The organism is Sphingobium sp. EM0848, assembly GCF_013375555.1.
GTDB lineage: Bacteria > Pseudomonadota > Alphaproteobacteria > Sphingomonadales > Sphingomonadaceae > Sphingobium.
Genome location: NZ_JABXWB010000005.1, coordinates 837,864 through 855,466, shown reverse-complemented (window position 1 = coordinate 855,466; position 17,603 = coordinate 837,864). Strand labels below are relative to the sequence as shown.

Genomic DNA, 17,603 nt, shown 5'->3' with positions numbered 1-17,603 from the left:
CCGATTGGCGCCACCTGTGTCGCGCGATCGCGCGCTTCCTCCCTAATGAGAGCGAGGCGGACTTGGCAGTCGGGCTTTACCTCCTTCAACTGCGGAAAGCGACATAAGACAGACCAGCTTCACGTCCGGCCGCTCGGCAACGAGCAATGTGACCTGGCGATATTGTATCGGGCCTTCGACAGGATGGTGGTAAAGCCGCGTCGCGGCCTCGCGTCCCCGAACATCCTGCGAGTTCCAGAGCCGTGCAAAAAGCGGACTTTGCTCCATGAGCCGGTCGACCAAAGCGCCTAGCGCCGGATCGCCCGGGCGGCGGTTGAAATCGGCGCGGAACTCCGCCACCAGCCGTGAGGCACGATCCTCCCAATCGCCGCTTACCCTCCGGGCGGTTGGCGAGAGCAGGGTCCAGGAAACAAGATTATGGTCTTTGGAGTTCGCAAGACTGCCTGCGAAAAGTTCTTCGGCCGGCTTATTCCACGCCCGTAAATTCCAGGCGGAATCGAGCAGGTAGGCGGGTTCGCCAAAATTCGAGGGAAGGTCGAGAAGCTCACATGGCAACTCGCCGGCCGCGCGATCAGGGGAATTGGGGTCGCGCCTTTCGGCAAGATCGAACAGCGAGGCTCGCTCTGCGGGTTTCAGCTTCAACGCCTCGGCCAGTCGGGCAAGCGCCAGAGCAGAAGCGTTCACCTCTCGTCCCTGCTCAAGCCAAGTGAGCCAGGTTGTGCTCAGTCCTGCCGCTTCTGCAAGTTCTTCGCGTCTCATACCGGGCGTGCGGCGACGCGCCCCTGCGTCGGCAGGCCGGGGCAGGCGTTCCCGATGGGACCGCAGGAACATGCCCAACATCTGCCGCTGTTGCTGACGATTCTCGGCCATGTCTTTTCATACCAAAATAGCGGCGCCCGCTTACGCAACCGACAAAACAGCGGAATCCGGGGTACAATTCTTCGTGATCCGAAGAGCCCTCTTCCCGAATTGACGCGACGGCACGCCTATTCATTGGCTCCGGCGAGGATCGGAGCAATGGCGATGATGTTCAGCCATCTCCGATCCTGCCGGTAAATTGATTCAATCAGTACTTGTAGGCAAGTGTTATACCATAGGAAACGGGCCTCCCGGTGAAGCGCTGTTCTCCATCTGAATATTTGTTTATATTTATCAGATAGAACTCATTGGTGATATTCTTGCCCCAGACCATGACGCGGATCTTTCCATCATTCAAATCCACACCCGCTTGAGCATCAATGAGAGTGTACGAAGGCATGAAGAAGTCAGGCTCGTCCCCAATAGACGAGGTGCTACGAGACCGATAAGTCAGCTGGCCTCCCAAAAATCCTGCCGTCGACGAACCCAGCTTAAATGTATAGTTGAAATTGCCGCTGACATTCCATTTCGACGTGTAAGGAAGCGGATTTCCGTTCCAATTGCCCGGGAAACCGAGCTGACTGATGATTCCATTGGCATCATCAAGCTTCGTGTCGAGATATGTAACCGCCGCACCCAGAGAAAGTCCTCTCAGCGGACGCGCGTTAATCTCCAGCTCGGCACCTCTAATCGATGATTTAGGAATATTGACAAGGGCGTTGAGCGCTCCAAACAGCGGGTCGTTTAATTTAGATTTTATCTGCTTGTTCCGATAGTCGCTGTAAAATCCCGCCAGATTTATGGATAGCTTATGGTTTAACAGCTGGGCCTTCACGCCACCTTCAATGTTAAGGACCGATTCCTGTGTAACCGGCGTGAATGCGGGAGCAGCCGATCCCGAAAGCGATGGGAAGCTGCCAGCCTTGAAACCCTTGGCCACATTGACATAGGCTAGTGCCTGCCCATAAACGCTAAGATATTGAAATATTGCGTTTAATCCAGGAATTCGGGCTTTGAAGGCCCGACGGTGTCGGTTATGCTTTGGGCTCAAACCACTGAGATCATGGCATAATCAACACACGCCGGAGCCGACAATGCGCCAGAAACGCATCATCCAGAGCAGCCTATTCGATCTGTTTGCCGATCACCAGATCGGACGTGAGCTCAAGGCTATTTCCGGGTGGCTCGAGGCACACAGTGAGCTGCTGACACTGGTGGCGGCTGATCTTGGCGAGGCTGGCATCAAGGACACGGGGCGCCAGGGTTTGCCGGTGGAATCGGTTCTGCGATGCGCCGTGCTCAAGCAGTATCGCCAGCTGAGTTACGAGGAACTGGCCTTTCACCTTGAGGATTCCTCTTCGTTTCGCGCCTTCGCCCGGCTGCCCCTGGCATTGTGCCCGAAGAAGTCGGTGCTGCAAAAGACGATTAGTCGGATCAGGGCGGAGTCCTGGGAACAAATCAATCGGGCGTTGCTGAGCGATGCCAGGCAGGAAAAGATCGAGCGCGGGATGGCCGTGCGGATCGACAGCACCGTGTGCGAGGCGCTGATGCACGCCCCCAGCGACAGTTCGTTGCTGTTCGACAGCGTGCGGGTCATGACACGCTTGCTCAAGCAGGCCGCCAGCCTTCCGGGCGGCACCGCCGTCGCCTGGCGCAATCGCCAGCGGCTCGCCAAGAAAAGGGCGCTGGCGATCCGATACAGTCGGGGCAAGGACAGGAAAGCCCGGCTGTACCGGGACTTGATCGATGCCACCCAGGCCACGATGGCATCGCTCCGGAGCCTTGCGTTGCACCTTGCCTCGAGCATCGAAAGCGCAGCCTGGCGTCTTGAGGTCGAACACTATCTGCCCCTGATCGAACGGGTCATCGACCAGACCCGGCGACGGGTCTTCACCGGCGAGCGCGTACCGGCGGCCGACAAGTTGGTCAGCCTGTTTGAACCGCATGCCGAAATCATCGTCAAAGGCGGCCGTGATGTCCAATACGGCCACAAGCTCAACTTCTCCACCGGCAAGAGCGGCATGATCCTCGACGCCGTCATAGAGGATGGCAATCCGGCGGATGCGGCACGCTTTCTGCCCATGCTCGAACGGCATGTAACCTTGTATGGCCAACCACCGCGCCAGTCAGCTGCCGACGGTGGCTTTGCCAGTCGTGACAATCTCAAACAGGCCAAGGCAATCGGAGTGCGCGACGTCGCATTCCACAAAAAGTGCGGTCTAAAAATCGAGGACATGACCAAGAGCAAATGGATCTATCGCCAGCTGCGTAACTTCCGAGCTGGGATCGAGGCTGGCATCTCGTGCCTCAAGCGAGCCTACGGCCTGACGCGATGCACATGGCGTGGGATCGACCACTTCAAATCCTATGTCTGGTCGTCGGTCGTCGCCAACAATCTCGCAATCTTCGCCCGCCTCAAGCCAACATAGTCAGATCCGCACCCCCAGAACACTTCACCGGACGCCACCGGGCGATCCCTCTTGTCTACTGCCCGGGCAGAAGTGCCAGTCTCCCCTTAATCCTGCCCTCGGGCGTCAAAACAGCGACCCGTCCAACTCATAATGCGCTGTCGATGCTGATCCAGCCCGAGCCCAAAGCCCAACCAGATCGCAAAAACACCCCGTTTATGGGCGGGCACTAGGCTAAGAGATTGTCATTCGGCTTCCAGTCGACACCCGCCCGCCATGAGACATTGTTCTGGTTAAGTGTGCCGTGAAAAGGAGCGAGTATGAGACCTGTAGAGCTGACTGTAAAAATACTGCATGTCCTCATGAATCCCCTCATTCAAATGATTCCGAAAGTCCGTTTGAGGAGCTGATGGTGGCGGATAAGGTTCTCGAACTGTAGGATGAGAGGGCGTAGTCTTTCCTCGGGCATGTTGGGGATGAGTTGATAGTACATCACGCCCTGCCGGAAGAGTGAATGCACGCGTCGCGATGTCGTGCTGGTGCGCAGATGGCGGTCGTAGCCGATGGCCTCGCCGGCGGCGCCGAGCACGGTCAGGAGGACAATGGCGAGAGCGGCGATCAGCCACAGCCTGTCGCGCCGGGCGGGCGTGGAGACGCGGGTTGCCGACATGCCCATCCCGAACCGCCAGTCCTTGGCATCGCGAAACGAGCATTCGATGCCCCAGCGCCGCGAGTAAAGATCAATGAGGGTCTTGGCCGTCACCGTGGTCAAGCTGGTCGCGAGGCACCACGGCTCTTTCATATCCTTGGCCTGGACGCACACGACCGCCCCGACGGGGCAACCCTGCGCCGTGACCGTGGCCTCGCGCAACAGCCTGGCACGTCCCGATGGGCCGAGCCACTCCTTTGCCGGACGGCACTCACCGGCGGCCGTCACCTTGATGTTGCCACGAAAGCGGATGACATAGTCGAAGTGCAACTCGTCCTTGAGGACGCCGTAGAGCTTGGTGTCGCCAAAGCCGCGATCGGCGACGAGCAGCACCTTCACTTCTGTCGGCAAGAGCTCGGCAAGCCGGGTGACGATCCAATATTCATAGTGATTGCGCCGCTCTTTCAGCTCCGCCTTGCGTACCGTCAACCACAGTAGCGGCGTTGCCCGGCCATGCTCGGTAAGCAGCGACAGCATCAGGGTCGAGTGCCCGTCGGCATCGAAGTCGGTCCAGTCCATGGCGACGGCGATCTCGGTGCGGCTACCCAGGCAATAGCCGGCCCAGTCGGCCATCAGCGCGTCGACATCGATCCCGTCATTCGACAGCATCCGGTCGACCTGCTTGATCGCGTGACGCGACAGCCCTCCCTGGGCCAGTGCGAGACCGTGGCCAATCGCGCTCACCGCCAGCGACGACGCCTGCAACGTGCCCACCGTCGCCTTCGCCAGCGATGTCACCCGCTTCGCGTGCAGGTCCGCGCCAAAAAGTTCGTCGACAAAGGAATGCACCGCCTCAGAAGAAAACTTCGCCTTGCCGCTCATCTCAATCTGATCCCCCTTCGACACGGAGATGCTGAATCATCTTTCCTGCCCTACGTCATCTCAAAAATGAGGGGATGCCTGAGCTGCATGTCCCGTTCGGATAATTTGCATTCAAACGGAAATTAAAAAACTGCAGAATGTAGTTCGGTTGACCCGGCAATATAGATCCCAGATTGCAATTTTCTGACTGACGGTCAGCTTGCGTATATCGCGCGCCACCCTTCAGTGTGATCTGGCCGATCGTGTACTCTGCCGATGCGAAAGCAGAGTAGTTGCTCATAACCTGATGATTGGAAAAGGCATTTGATACGAACGGAAGACCGGCAAAAACAGTAGTATAGGCAGATGTGGCGTCATGAAATAGCGTATCGTCGTACTCATCCACGACATCATGGCTATAATTGGCCCCGAGCGTCCAACGAAATACCGGATCACTGTTGTTCGCGAGACGCAGCTCCGTCGAGAAGCTATGAATATAGCCATCGTTTCTGGTGATATCAGCGCGCTCTTGCGCAAGCCCGTCTGCTTCTGGCCGCTGGCGTTGCTTGTAATCGATGTAGGATGTCAGCGACGTCAGCACGATGGACCCGCTCAAATCATAATCTGCGCGCACTGTTCCCTGGAGCAAACGGTTATCAGCAAAGGGCTTGTCCGTGGGCGTCCAATCAGCCAGCCGTGAATTATCGACGATGTTCGGCACAAAGGGCACAAAGCCGCTGTTCGGCAGAGTTGGCCAGTTTGGAATAAATTTCTGGAACTGGGCCTGGGTCGGCTCCGTCCGGTCACGCCAACCATTCAGGTTGGTCTGAATGCGAAGGCGCTCAGTGGGGTGCCAGTCGAGCTGGAAACGAGCAGCGAAAGTCTCGGGAGCGCCGTTGGTATCACTCGGCCGGGAAATGCTTCTCTGCCAGCCATCGCCGCTTACCGCCTTGACCGCAATTCGGGTCAATAGATTGTCACTGATTGGGCCGCTTACGAAACCATCAGCTGTGAAGGTATTAAAGCGCGCATAATCCAGGCTAATACCGGCCTGGAAGTCTTCGGTAGGCTTGGCGGCGATGTAATTGATCGCGCCGCCGGTGGCATTATTGCCAAACAGCGTACCCTGCGGCCCCTTGAGAACCTCGATCCGCTGAATATCGAACAAGGTCTGATTCGTCAGCATTGGAAACGACAGCGGCGCTTCGTCCAGATAAACACTGACGCTGGGATAGGCAGCTAAGGTCGAGTCAAAAAAGCCGATGCCACGCAGCGTATAAACAGGCGTAGAACTGTCCGTCTGACTATAGCTCAGACCCGGAACTGCCGTCGCCAGATCCTGCAGCGTTGTAACCTTCTGTTGTTCGAGTTGCTCGCCACCAAGAGCCTTGATCGTTAAGCCGACTTTGCTCAGACTCTCCTCACGCTTGTTCGCCGTAACCACAATTTCGGCGATATCCTGAGGGATTGGTCCCGCCGCCTCGCCTGCTGCATAAGCCCGCGTACCAGAAGAGACCGCCATCACCAAAGCAATTGCCGTGAGCGATACCAGCTTATTTCTCTTTTCTAAATAACGCATAAACCTCCTCCCCAATTTATAATTTCAATAACAGAAATGGTTATATCGCATAAATCTATCTACACTTATGAAAACGATCTTCCATGTCAGCATAGTCTTTTTTAAGGCCAAGCTTATTCATCTTCCCGTTACCCAATCTCGGCAGCGGCTTATCAAATGGGACGATGTAACTCGGCACCTTGAAATCAGCGAGATGCTGCTTGCAATGTGCAAACAGCAACTGTGGATCGAGCAGCGGATCAGCGTAAACGCAAGCCGCCGTCGCTTCGCCAAATTTCCTGTCCGGCACTGAAAAGACGGCGCACTCCACCACCCCTTCGAATGCTCCTATAATTCCTTCGACTTCGCTGGGGGAAACGTTGAGTCCACCAGTTTTGATCATGTCGTTGACCCGATCAATGAACCGGAAGTCGCCATCTTCGTCCAGCAATCCCAGATCGCCAGTCCGAATCCAGCCGTTCACTATGGTTTGAGCGGTGGCGGTTGGGTTGCGCCAGTAGCCTTCCATCATACCCGGGCCGCGAACCCAGACCTCCCCCGGTTCATCGGGCTCACAGTCCGACCCGTCAGGACGCGCCACCCGCAACTCAGTGTGGACCATGCCTTGGCCGCAGGATGATTTACCCTGAAGAATCTCCCGATCGCTTGCAATGCAGGCGTAACCGCAAACCTCTGTTTGACCATACATTTGACGCAGACCAACGCCCCTTGCGCGCCATTTGGCAAGCAACTCATCGGGTATTCGGTTGCCGCCAGTATGCCCTGCACGCAGGGACGTCAGATCGGCCTCGTCAAAGCCCGGCAAACGTGAAAGCTCTTCAAACAGGAACGGATACCCCGGGATAAAGGTAATCCGCTGCTCCACCAAAAGGCGGAGTATCAAATCAGGATCGTGTTTCCGTATAAAGTGCAAGGTCCCCCCGGCGGTGAGTACTATGGGGCATGCAAGCATAGACCCGGCACCACTTTGCAGCGCAGGTGCCAGGAAATATTGTACATTTGAATCCAGTGCACGGTCTTTCAGGATTATTTCATAGATCTTGGAAACATGTCCGCCATGGGAGAACATCACCCCCTTGGGTTTACCCGTGCTTCCGCTCGTGAAAACGACCAAATCGATTGCATCGGATTCGATATGAGGGGGTGCCCAACCCGGTGCACCGTCGCGATAGATCCCGAGGTCTTCCATAGCCAATATCTGTGCTCTCGCGTTTGCGGCGCGCAAAATTCCGGTGCGAATGGAGTCTGCAATGATGACCGTGGGTTCAGTGGTCTCCAGGAGGTACGACATTTCGTCGCGAACGAACCGCTCGTTAAACGGGATAAGGGTTGCGCCGGCTTTCAACGCTCCAAACGCCGCCGCAACCCATTCCAGACAATTGGCACCCGTTACGGCCACCACCTGGCCTGGCATCACGCCCTTCGCCTGCAATTGCGCCGCTACGCCATCTGTCCACCGCCCAAGTTCGGCGTAAGTGACAGCCCTCTCCCCCTCTTCCACCAGTGCTATCTTATCTGGCGTCTCGTGACGCCAATGTTCCAGGCCATCAAAAATGAGCGCGTTTTTCACACAGAATTCCTCTTATTAATTCGATCGGCAAGGATCTTCTTCGAGCAGTTCCACGAGTCTCGGGTCGCAGCGCAGGTCATATATTTCCTGAATTGAAGACCTCTCGCTCAACGACCGGCGCGTTGGTCCAGTGTCCATTTGGCAGGGAATAAAAACCCGCCGCCGCACCTGAACCGCCGTCAACCAACATGGACGTGCCCGTAACCCAGGACGAAAGATCATCCACGGCAAAATAGACCGCCGCGCCGGCATGGTCAGCGGGTCTGCCATAGCGGCGTAGCGGTATGCAGCGTTCCGCAGCCTCTCGATACTCCGGAGCGATGAGGTCGTTCAGCGGCACCGACTCGGTGTCCGTCGTTTCCGGTGCGATGAGGTTCACGCGAATAGCGTCGCTCGACAAGTCTACGGCCAAACCCTTGGTAAGGCCGGTAACCGCGTGCTTGAAAGCCGAATAGACGACGTTGGAGGGATAGCCCCGGAAACCCTCGTTCGATGAAATGTTGATGATACTGCCACCCCGTCCGCCCTTGCGAATCAAGGGGATGGCCGCCTTCGTAACGACGAAAAGGTGACGGAGATTGTAATCATACAACGCATCCCACTCCGCCTCGTCCATCATATCGAGCGATTTAAAGCAACTAAGGTGATGGCCAACATTGTTCACCAGAATATCGAGCCGGCCGTACTTCCGGTCGATCTCGAAGATCATTTGCGCGACATCTTCGGTCTTGCGAGCGTCAGCCTGGATGACAAGTGAGTCAGCCCCAATTTTAGGATCACCGCGTAAGGCTTCGACCTTTTCTCCATCGATTTCAGCGATCGCTACCTTGGCTCCCAACTCGGCGAAGGCTTCGGCGATCGCGCGCCCGATGCCGGCGCCACCGCCAGTTACCAACGCAACCTTTCCGTCCAGACGAATATCCATCGTCGGCCTCTCCAACTGTGAGTTTATTATCGTTATGTGACCGTTGCAGCCGTAAATAACCGGCATGCTGATCGCGTACGTTAGCGTCGCCGATTTACTTGCCCCCTCTCGAAATTGATGGGCGCGACACAAATCAGTCACTGCAGAATAAGATAGGTAGATAGCCAGCCGCGGAACGCGCCCCGGCGCAACACAAAAATCGCTCGCGGCTATGGCGGAGCCTGTTCTTGCTACCAGGGACAGCATCGATTTGGTATCGCTAACCGAGAAAGAAAGTTATCAGAAGGGAGTTGGGATGATTCGATTGGCTGCAGTAGGTGATGTGGCAGCATTTCACCGCGAACCGGAATTGGCGTGGGCTCATGCTGGGCCGGTTCTCGAGCAATATGACGTTGTTTTCGCTCAGAATGAGCGCCTGTATAGTAACACAATCGCCCTACCCGACGTTGGCTTTACCGAATTGACCTGTCCCGAACATGCCGCGGCATTGCAGTTAGGACACCTTGACGTTGTGTCGTTTGCAAGCAACCACTGCTACGATCTTGGTCCCGACGTATTTCTGGAAACCGTCGAGGCGCTGCGGAGTCAGGGTTTCGCCGTCATCGGGGCCGGCAAGGACATCGAGGAGGCGCGCGCACCGGCGATCCTGGAGCGCGGTGGATTGCGCATAGGGTTCCTTGCCTATAGCTCCGTCTTGCGCAAGGGATACGAGGCTCGCCCCAACAAGCCGGGCGCGGCCCCGATGCGTGCGCACACGCTCTATGAGCAGGTCGATTACCAGCCCGGGACGGCGCCGCGGATCCGCACCTTTGCCGACCGCGATGACCTTACCGCGCTCTTGGTCGACATCGCTGCGGCAAGGAAACAGACTGACTTCCTCGCGGTTTCCCTGCATTGGGGCGTACACTTGGTAAAGGGTGTGATCGCCGACTATGAAAAAGAGGTTGCACGCGCGGTCATCGACGCGGGCGCGGACATGATCATCGGACATGGCCCACATCTTCTAAAAGCAGTCGAGGTCTACCGGGGGAAACCCATATTTTACAGTATTAGTGGCTTCTGCATCGACTCACCCCGCGAAATCATCGAGGCCGGGATGGCGCGCAATGCCGAATTCCGTGAACTCATCGAAGCTCATCAAGAGACTGTGGCGGCAACGGAATATGACGAATGGTTCATGGCCTATGCAATGAACCCCGAAATGGCTCTATCGGTCATCGCGTCAGTCGAATTGGCACCCGATGCAAGCATCCAACGCATTCTTTGCCGCCCGGTCGTCATCAACACTCGCGCTCAGCCCGTTCCGCAATCAGCTGGCGATCCGGGCTTCCAACGGGTGCTTGAATATCTTCGCGAGGTAACAGCGCATCAAAAAATATCCACGCAATACACAGTAGATGGTGATTATCTATCCATCCCCATATCATAATAGAATACAGATTTCGATTTTCCAGAATTTGATACTGGCATTTCGATCTCCCTTTTTTACCCAATATTTCGTTCATGATTCAATTCGTCGAAATATGGAGTGAATCTTGAGCACTGAATATCCTTTCCCGCTTGTCGACGACGAGTTCCTCGGCAAGCGGTGCTTGTGACCGGGGGCACCAACGGGATAGGGGCAGCAATCGCTCGCCGGTTCACGGCGGACATTTCGACTTCGACCGGCGATCAGAGAGTGATCAACCGGATCATGCCGGGATGGGGCCGGTTTCGCGACCACATTGCCGGGATGGGGCGTCATGCAGGGGGAGCGTAGCCCGATCGGCACGCGCCCCATCTATTGCCGATCATTCTTCGGCGATCACGCCATCAGCATAGCCAATCTCACCAAAGGCCATCATAGTACCTAGCATATCGACAACAGTCGCTTCCTTGAAGACTGGTAATTTGTGCTTCCAGGGTTCGTTCCCGCCAAAACCGATGACAGGCGACACTTGATAGCCCAACTGGGATGCATGTTCGCAGGCTTCCTCCATGTCGGGCACGCCAAACACCATAGACAGGACGCCTTCGCCCCGCTCCTCCAGCCGCTGGAGCCACATTTTGGCCATGTCTCCATCGCCATGCGGGGCGAAGATTTCCAGACCGGATTCCCAGCTCACCCAAAATTGCGCGCCAAATTCCTCGCGCAGAACCGGCCCCTCGAAAGTGACACGGAACAGCTTCGACAGCTTATCCACATAGAGTTGCTGGTTTTCGGGACGGACTATCCAGACAATATGGTCCACATGATTGATGAACTTTCTCACGACAAGCCCCTTATTCAAATGACGCAGACCATCCTTCCGGGAATTCCAGGCGAGTCCGGTTTGGATTATCTTCCGCTGAAATTTACGCGCATCTTTTATATGATGACTAGGCTGTAAATATTCGCTCGGCCTAACATTTTCTCCCAAATTCCAAACTGATTACCGAATACGTCAAGAATACCAGACTGGCGCCTTCTCGTAATTTTTATAGCTTTCGGAATCATGGGAGAAGAACAACTCGGCATCATATTTTTCGGCCAATTCCTTCAACCTTTCTAGCCCGTCGTATTCATGAGGCTGGACGTGAAGGGGTGGCGGGAGTGGCGTAAGACTTTGTCTTGTTGTAGGAAATTGGATGTCTAGACCAACCTGCAACGAGGCAAAAAATGCCACAGGCCACACCCGCCGGGGGCGACGATAGCGCGCCTCTGATTTCGTTTCCAGCGGTCGCGCGCAAGAAAGTCACGGCCGCCTTTGATGGTGGCCGGTTGACCTCGGACGGCGGGGTTTTGCTACTGGCGCAAGCCGAGCGCGAGATGGGTATCTGCCGGCAGCTCGCCACCTGCATTGCCGATCCGCGCGATCCTTCCCGTGTGACCCACAGGCTCGATGACATTCTGCGAGCGCGGGTTTTGGCTATTGCCTGCGGCTACGAGGATGCCGATGATCTCGACGCCCTGCGCGACGACCCAGGCTTTCGCCTGGCGCTGGGCAAACTGTTGGGTTCAGGCGCAGGCCTGGCGAGCCAGCCGACAATGAGCCGCTGGGAGAATGCGCCGACCACGCGCGAATTGGCGCGGATGCTGGTCGCGATGGTCGGCATCTACTGCGCCAGCTACCCCGAGCCGCCCAAGGCGGTGATACTGGACATCGATGATACGTGTGATGTCGTGCATGGCTACCAACAGCTTTCGTTCTGGAACGGCCATCACGGCGAGCGCTGCTTCCTGCCGATCCACATCTATGACACGGCGACGGGACGGCCGGTCGCCATGCTGCTGCGTACCGGCAAGACGCCGTCAGGCGCGGAGGCTGCGGGGCACATTCGACGGCTTGTCCGGCATATCCGTCGGCATTGGCCGCAAACGCACATCACCATCCGCGGCGATGGGCATTATGGCCGGCCAGAGGTCATGGCCTTCTGCGAGGCGCACGGCATCGACTATGTCTTCGGCCTTCCCACCAATGCCGCGCTGCGCGCCAATACAGACATTGTCGCTGCCGCTGATGCCTGCGCCGTCAAGCGCGCCGAGCAAGACCGGGTTGTCCTGCGCAGCTATGCCGAGATCCGCTATGGGGCGAAAAGCTGGAAATGCCAGCGCCGCGTCGTAACCCGGATCGAAGCCAGCATCATGGGCATGGATATCCGCTATGTCGTCACTTCCCTGGCAGAAGGCTCCGCTGAACACATCTACGACAGCCTCTATTGCGCCCGCGGCCAGGCCGAGAACCTGATCAAACAGCACAAGACACAGCTCAGCAGTGATCGCACTTCGTGCCGATCAGCCAACGCAAATCAGATGCGGCTCATTCTGCACACCGCGGCCTACTGGCTAATGTGGCGCATCCAGCAGGTCATCCCCAAGACCACCGCGCTCGCCACCGCCGAGTTCGCAACCCTGCGCCTGCGGCTTCTCAAGATCGCCGCCCGCGTCATCGAAACCGCCTCCCGCGTCCGGGTCGCCTTCGCTTCGGCCTGTCCCGACGCCGCCGTGTTCCGGACCATCGCCACCGCGCTCAGGGCCACCCAGACATAGCCCGCGCGGCCGCGCCGCCGAACCGCAAAGCCCCGTCCCTCAATCCGAAAGCCTATCAGACACTCGCGCTGAAATAGACGCAGCATGATCGCTTGTCCTGATCATAAGCCCGATGGTGCAAAAGGCCAGTGAGCGGCAGAAGGGAGAGCGTCACGAATAAGGCGGGCTAGTGACTTATATCCCTTGACCGGATCGACATGAGCCGATGGTATCGCCATCATGTCCAGGCCGCGCTGCGCATAGCAGGCATCCCCCGTGAATAGCATCGGGCGACGCCCCGGCAGTTCGACCATCATGCTGTAATGGCCCGCCGTATGGCCCGGCGTTTCGAACAGGTGGAGACCTTTTGCGATCTCCTGATCGCCGCGCAGCGTCTCGAAATAGGGCGTGTACATGTCCAGTGTCGGCTCTCCCGGCAATTCGGGCAGGAAAGACCGATCAGTATAGGCAAAGGCTTCGAACGGTTCGGGGGAAACCAGCGCCTCCAGTTCGCAAGCATGGCAAATCGTCGTGGCATTGTGGCAATGTTTGTTCCCGCCACAATGATCGAGATGGTAGTGCGAGTTGATGACATGCGTCACATCGCCAGGCGTCAAGCCGAGCAGTTTGAGCTGGGCATGCAATGTCTGCTCCGGGGCCTGCTTCGCATACGCCACATCGGCCCCGAAGGTCTGTTTGTAAAGGTCGATATCCAGGCCCGTATCATATAGGAACAGTCCATCCTGATGATCGATCAGAACGCCATAGGCAGGCATGGTCGCCAGCGTTTCCGACGGCACGTTCCAAAATAGCTGATATTCCTTGGCATACATTTCGCCGATATCGAGCAGCGCCACGCGGGTCGGTTTAGCCATTTTTCTCTCCTTTATTCTTAGAAAATCTTCGACTTCCTTTCGTTTTCTTGGAACGATCAAAGGACGACAAAAACTCCCATCTCAATTGCTGCCGCGTCGCGCCACGGCGGGACGGAAGATTGCAACAATCCCGTCATCAGTCACACAGGCGCACGCCAAGGCAGGGCCACTCTCACGGCAGAATGCCCCCGACTTCTTCCATGACATCCTCCGGCCGCACTTGTCGGCTTGTCTTTGCGCCTAGTTATCGGTCTGGAATTGCCGGAGTCAAATTATTTATTTGGTCAACCAATCAAATTATGACATCAAGCGAACTGGAGCGGATCATGGAGTGTCAGCCGACCGGCCGATCCGAACCCCAATGAAAGCGGAACGAACATGCACCGATCGAGACGTCCCGCACTGATGCGGGCTCCGGCATCCAAAGCTCGGTTGACGGAGGTTGAGCCGATCAATATCCTGCCTGTCGAAGAAGTAGTCGTTTTACAATGCGAATTTCTGGAAGTGGGTGGATCGCGTCCAATGGGTGACATTATGTTGACGATCCTGCTCCGTCCAAATTTCTGTGTGGCCGGATAATGAAGACTGAAACGAAGGCATCCGTTGCCGACACCGTGAAATCGCGCAAGCAGTCGCCTACGGGGGCCGCGACAAAGACCAAGCTGCTGGATGCGGCCGAACGGCTTTTTGCCGAGCACGGATATGATGGAACGTCGTTGCGCGATATCGCCGTGGAAGCAGATCTGCATATTGCGCTTTGCACTTATCACTTTGGAAAGAAGGAACTATTGTTCGAGGAGGTCATTCATCGCCGCGCGGTGATCCTGGGACAGGAACGACTGGCCAATCTTGCGGCAATCGATGTAGCGCAGTTGGCCCCTTCCGAAGCGATGAAACGCATCGTCGAGGCCTATAGCATACCGATCTTCGAATATAGATTTGGTAGGTCCAGGCAGAAGAAGGCCTATATCAAATTACTCTCCCAGCTCATTAACATGAACAAATGGGGGCACTTGATTGAAAAGGACTTCAATTATGTGACCGATGCGTTTCTGGACCGGGCAATGGCGGCTCTCCCTCATGCCAACCGTGAAACGCTGGTGAATGCCTACTCCTATCTGGTGGCGTCGATGCTTTTCATTTGCGCGCATCCCGACAGATTCGATGCGTTCAGGCGCAAGCCCAAGGCGAAGAATGAGAATATCGAATCCGCCAAATCCGACCTCATGAGACTCAGCCATCTGATGTTCATGGCCTGCTAATTCTGACGATATTTTTGTCCAAACCCTGTACGGCTGGCGCAAAGCCGGGACATGGCTCGGCCGAATGGTCATCGCCGCTTCTCTCTTCAGCCAGCGTCTGCCGAGACGGCCTGGCCTATAAATGATGGCGCCATTCGCGAAACCGCAACACACAGGGAACGATGAACCATCGAAGCCCGAAAGGCGATCATATTAGCCATTATACCAGCACAACTGGTCACATAGCAGCATGATTTGATCGCGCTATTGTCCATTCGACCCGATTCGGATTTGAGGACGATGTTTCTGCAAGACCGCCGCGGGGAAGGAGACTTCATCGACCATTCGAGGAAGCTCCTGCTGGAGAAACGCGGTCATGTCGTTCGATGGCTTTTGTCATCGGATGCCGTGACCGGCCTTTGACTTCGCGATGGGCCTTAGGTGACCGCGCGACGGGAACTGGCGAATATTGATAGGAAATATCCATGACCAAAATAGATCTGGCCGAGTCCGAAACGACCTATGTTAACATGCCCGACCCTGCGAACCCGCTCGACATCGCGCCGGTCGGGGGACGCATCGGCGTGGAAATCCGGGGTGTCGCGCTTTCCGGCGACATGGACAGTGACACGATCGCCGCCATCCGTGCCGCGACCGCACGGCATAAGGTCGTATTTTTTCGCAACCAACAACTGGACGATGAGGGGCAGCAAGCCCTCGTTGCCCGCATGGGGTCAGCGATTGCAGCCGGTGGCGGATCGCATTTTCTTTATGAGCTGAATTCCGCCTCGGACGGCTATGCCGCCGACATCTGGCACACCGACCAGACCTATATGCCGGCGCCGCCAGACATGACCATGTTGCGCGCGGTTGTTTCTCCTGCAGCGGGCGGGGACACGCTCTGGGCGAACACGGCGACCGCCTACACCGACCTGCCCACCCCTCTCAAGGCACTCGCCGACAATCTGTGGGGTATTCACAAGAGCACATTTGATAGCTCAGAGGTGACAGGCAATGTTTCTGAGGACAAGGAATGGAAGGAAACCTACCGGCCCAAAGTGTATGAAAGCGAACATCCGGTCGTCCGCGTCCACCCTGAAACCGGCGAGCGCGCCCTGCTGACCGGATTCTACATGCAGCGGTTCGCGGGCTTCAGCGGGTCGGATTCGCGGCACCTCATCGCGATTCTCCAGGACCACATCACCCGGCCGGAAAACACGGTGCGCTGGCGCTGGCAGCCCGGCGACGTCGCGATCTGGGACAATCGCGCCTCGCAGCATCGCGCCATCGTCGATTTCGGATCACAGCTGCGCGTCATGAAACGCGCCACTCTGGCCGGCTCCGTTCCGGTCGGCATCGATGGTCGCCAGGGTCGTGCGCTCAAGCTGGAGCCGCAGGCTGCCTGAGCGGGGGCGAGGACGGCACGGGAACCGCATGCCGTCCTCTTCCATCACCCAAATGAATGTTCAGTTTCTGGAGAGAGATGTGGAGGAAGTACAGCTGATCCGGCTGGCCGCAGTGGGCGATGTGACCGCCTTTCATCGCGAACCTGAGTCGGCCTGGGTACACGCCGGACCGGAACTCGCGAAATATGATGCGGTGTTTGCTCAGAATGAGCGCCTGTACAGCAACACGACGGACCTGCCCGACGTCGGCTTCACGGAGTTGACCCGGCCCGAGCATGTCGCCGCTCTGCGTCTGGGTCATCTCGATGTGGTGTCCTTTGCGAGCAACCATTGCTACGATCTGGGGCCTGACGTGTTCATGGAGACTGTCGGCGCGATGCGGGACCAAGGTTTCGCCGTGATCGGAGCGGGCAAGGATATTCAGGAAGCGCGAACCCCCGCCATTCTGGAGCGGAATGGGCTTCGCCTCGGCTTTCTTGCCTATAGTTCGGTCCTGCGAAAAGGCTATGAGGCCCGTCCGGGCAAACCCGGCGCCGCCCCGATGCGCGCGCACACCCTGTATGAGCAAACGGATTACCAGCCCGGAACAGCGCCACGGATACGTACCTTCGCCGACCGCGAGGATCTTGCCGCCCTGCTGGCCGATATCGCCGCCGCGAAGAAGCAGAGCGATTTCCTTGCCGTGTCGCTGCACTGGGGCGTTCACCTCGTCAAGAGCGTCATCGCGGACTATGAGAGAGAGGTCGCCCACGCCGCAATCGATGCAGGCGCGGACATGATTATCGGACATGGCCCGCATATCCTGAAGGGGATCGAAATCTATCGCGGCAAGCCGATATTCTACAGTCTGGGCAATTTCTGCTTCGACATGCCGCTCGATCTGCTTGAGGCGGGCATGGCCCGCAATCCCGAGTTCCGCCATCTCATCGAGACCCACAGGACGATCAAGACAGCAACGGACTATGATGAATGGTTCGCGGCCTATGTGATGAGTCCCGATCAGATCCTGTCCATGATCGCCTCGGTCGAACTGACGTCGGACGCGAGCATCCAGCGGATCGTCTGCCGCCCGGTCCTCATCAACACGCGTGCCCAACCCGTACCGCAGAATGCCGATCAACCCGGCTTCCAGCAGGTTCTCGACTATCTGCGCGAGATCACCGCAGATCAGAAGCTGTCCACGCATTACACGGTGGATGGCGACAATCTTGTGATTACGGCCGGGTGATTGGACGTCGCCACA

Annotated in this window: 14 protein-coding genes; 6 read left to right on the top strand and 8 right to left on the bottom strand. The window is 57.1% G+C overall.

Features of this window, described 5'->3' with window-relative positions; all coding sequences use genetic code 11:
• Nucleotides 1–42: 42 nt before the first annotated feature.
• Together HUK73_RS22055 and HUK73_RS22050 are read right to left on the bottom strand one after the other, a co-directional pair.
• Nucleotides 43–870 carry a helix-turn-helix transcriptional regulator gene (locus HUK73_RS22055; RefSeq protein WP_176593955.1) on the bottom strand — a complete coding sequence of 276 codons (828 nt, stop codon included), beginning with the start codon at nt 868–870 and terminating at the stop codon, nt 43–45.
• 196 nt (nt 871–1,066) lie between these two features.
• Nucleotides 1,067–1,909, bottom strand: a complete 843-nt coding sequence (locus HUK73_RS22050; RefSeq protein WP_255326494.1) for a TonB-dependent receptor domain-containing protein — start codon at nt 1,907–1,909, stop codon at nt 1,067–1,069.
• Between the two features lie 43 nt (nt 1,910–1,952).
• Here HUK73_RS22050 and HUK73_RS22045 point away from each other — a divergent pair, with 43 nt between their 5' ends.
• Nucleotides 1,953–3,287 carry an ISNCY family transposase gene (locus tag HUK73_RS22045; protein ID WP_176592939.1) on the top strand — a complete coding sequence of 445 codons (1,335 nt, stop codon included), beginning with the start codon at nt 1,953–1,955 and terminating at the stop codon, nt 3,285–3,287.
• Nucleotides 3,288–3,642: 355 nt separating this feature from the next.
• Here the strand turns inward: HUK73_RS22045 and HUK73_RS22040 are convergent, their stop codons facing one another.
• The 4 genes from HUK73_RS22040 to HUK73_RS22025 all read right to left on the bottom strand — a co-directional run bounded on the left by HUK73_RS22040 (nt 3,643) and on the right by HUK73_RS22025 (nt 8,850).
• Nucleotides 3,643–4,797, bottom strand: a complete 1,155-nt coding sequence (locus HUK73_RS22040; protein WP_176590506.1) for an IS4 family transposase — start codon at nt 4,795–4,797, stop codon at nt 3,643–3,645.
• Between the two features lie 55 nt (nt 4,798–4,852).
• Complete coding sequence (locus HUK73_RS22035; RefSeq protein ID WP_176593953.1) at nt 4,853–6,355, bottom strand: TonB-dependent receptor; 1,503 nt, start codon at nt 6,353–6,355, stop codon at nt 4,853–4,855.
• Between the two features lie 55 nt (nt 6,356–6,410).
• Complete coding sequence (locus tag HUK73_RS22030) at nt 6,411–7,925, bottom strand: AMP-binding protein (protein ID WP_176593952.1); 1,515 nt, start codon at nt 7,923–7,925, stop codon at nt 6,411–6,413.
• 76 nt (nt 7,926–8,001) lie between these two features.
• Nucleotides 8,002–8,850 carry an SDR family NAD(P)-dependent oxidoreductase gene (locus HUK73_RS22025; protein ID WP_176593951.1) on the bottom strand — a complete coding sequence of 283 codons (849 nt, stop codon included), beginning with the start codon at nt 8,848–8,850 and terminating at the stop codon, nt 8,002–8,004.
• A 295-nt stretch (nt 8,851–9,145) separates the two neighbouring features.
• On the opposite strand from HUK73_RS22025, the gene HUK73_RS22020 reads away from it, so the two are divergent.
• Nucleotides 9,146–10,279: a CapA family protein gene (locus HUK73_RS22020; protein ID WP_176593950.1), complete on the top strand. Its 1,134-nt coding sequence runs from the start codon at nt 9,146–9,148 to the stop codon at nt 10,277–10,279.
• A gap of 361 nt (nt 10,280–10,640) precedes the next feature.
• Here HUK73_RS22020 and HUK73_RS22015 read toward each other — a convergent pair whose 3' ends face one another.
• Nucleotides 10,641–11,102: a hypothetical protein gene (locus tag HUK73_RS22015; RefSeq protein ID WP_176593949.1), complete on the bottom strand. Its 462-nt coding sequence runs from the start codon at nt 11,100–11,102 to the stop codon at nt 10,641–10,643.
• Nucleotides 11,103–11,488: 386 nt separating this feature from the next.
• Between HUK73_RS22015 and HUK73_RS22010 the strand changes: the two genes are divergently transcribed.
• Nucleotides 11,489–12,859, top strand: a complete 1,371-nt coding sequence (locus tag HUK73_RS22010) for an IS1380 family transposase (RefSeq protein WP_176590134.1) — start codon at nt 11,489–11,491, stop codon at nt 12,857–12,859.
• Between the two features lie 101 nt (nt 12,860–12,960).
• Here HUK73_RS22010 and HUK73_RS22005 read toward each other — a convergent pair whose 3' ends face one another.
• A complete protein-coding gene (locus tag HUK73_RS22005; protein ID WP_176593948.1) occupies nt 12,961–13,713 on the bottom strand; it encodes an N-acyl homoserine lactonase family protein in 753 nt (250 codons plus the stop codon).
• A 578-nt stretch (nt 13,714–14,291) separates the two neighbouring features.
• Here HUK73_RS22005 and HUK73_RS22000 point away from each other — a divergent pair.
• From HUK73_RS22000 to HUK73_RS21990, 3 genes are all read left to right on the top strand, one after another.
• Nucleotides 14,292–14,975: a TetR/AcrR family transcriptional regulator gene (locus tag HUK73_RS22000; protein ID WP_176593947.1), complete on the top strand. Its 684-nt coding sequence runs from the start codon at nt 14,292–14,294 to the stop codon at nt 14,973–14,975.
• Nucleotides 14,976–15,439: 464 nt separating this feature from the next.
• Entirely contained in the window at nt 15,440–16,360 is a 921-nt protein-coding gene (locus HUK73_RS21995) for a TauD/TfdA family dioxygenase (RefSeq protein WP_176593946.1), read from the top strand.
• A gap of 79 nt (nt 16,361–16,439) precedes the next feature.
• A complete protein-coding gene (locus HUK73_RS21990) occupies nt 16,440–17,588 on the top strand; it encodes a CapA family protein (protein ID WP_176593945.1) in 1,149 nt (382 codons plus the stop codon).
• Nucleotides 17,589–17,603 lie beyond the last annotated feature (15 nt).

Excerpts from the sequence above, each read along its gene's own strand:
- HUK73_RS22035 (WP_176593953.1), bottom strand. The coding sequence starts at position 6,355 with ATGCGTTATTTAGAAAAGAGAAATAAGCTGGTATCGCTCACGGCAATT.
- HUK73_RS22020 (WP_176593950.1), top strand. The coding sequence starts at position 9,146 with ATGATTCGATTGGCTGCAGTAGGTGATGTGGCAGCATTTCACCGCGAA.
- HUK73_RS22040 (WP_176590506.1), bottom strand. The coding sequence starts at position 4,797 with ATGAGCGGCAAGGCGAAGTTTTCTTCTGAGGCGGTGCATTCCTTTGTC.
- HUK73_RS22000 (WP_176593947.1), top strand. The coding sequence starts at position 14,292 with ATGAAGACTGAAACGAAGGCATCCGTTGCCGACACCGTGAAATCGCGC.
- HUK73_RS22025 (WP_176593951.1), bottom strand. The coding sequence starts at position 8,850 with ATGGATATTCGTCTGGACGGAAAGGTTGCGTTGGTAACTGGCGGTGGC.
- HUK73_RS21995 (WP_176593946.1), top strand. The coding sequence starts at position 15,440 with ATGACCAAAATAGATCTGGCCGAGTCCGAAACGACCTATGTTAACATG.
- HUK73_RS22045 (WP_176592939.1), top strand. The coding sequence starts at position 1,953 with ATGCGCCAGAAACGCATCATCCAGAGCAGCCTATTCGATCTGTTTGCC.
- HUK73_RS22005 (WP_176593948.1), bottom strand. The coding sequence starts at position 13,713 with ATGGCTAAACCGACCCGCGTGGCGCTGCTCGATATCGGCGAAATGTAT.
- HUK73_RS22055 (WP_176593955.1), bottom strand. The coding sequence starts at position 870 with ATGGCCGAGAATCGTCAGCAACAGCGGCAGATGTTGGGCATGTTCCTG.
- HUK73_RS22010 (WP_176590134.1), top strand. The coding sequence starts at position 11,489 with ATGCCACAGGCCACACCCGCCGGGGGCGACGATAGCGCGCCTCTGATT.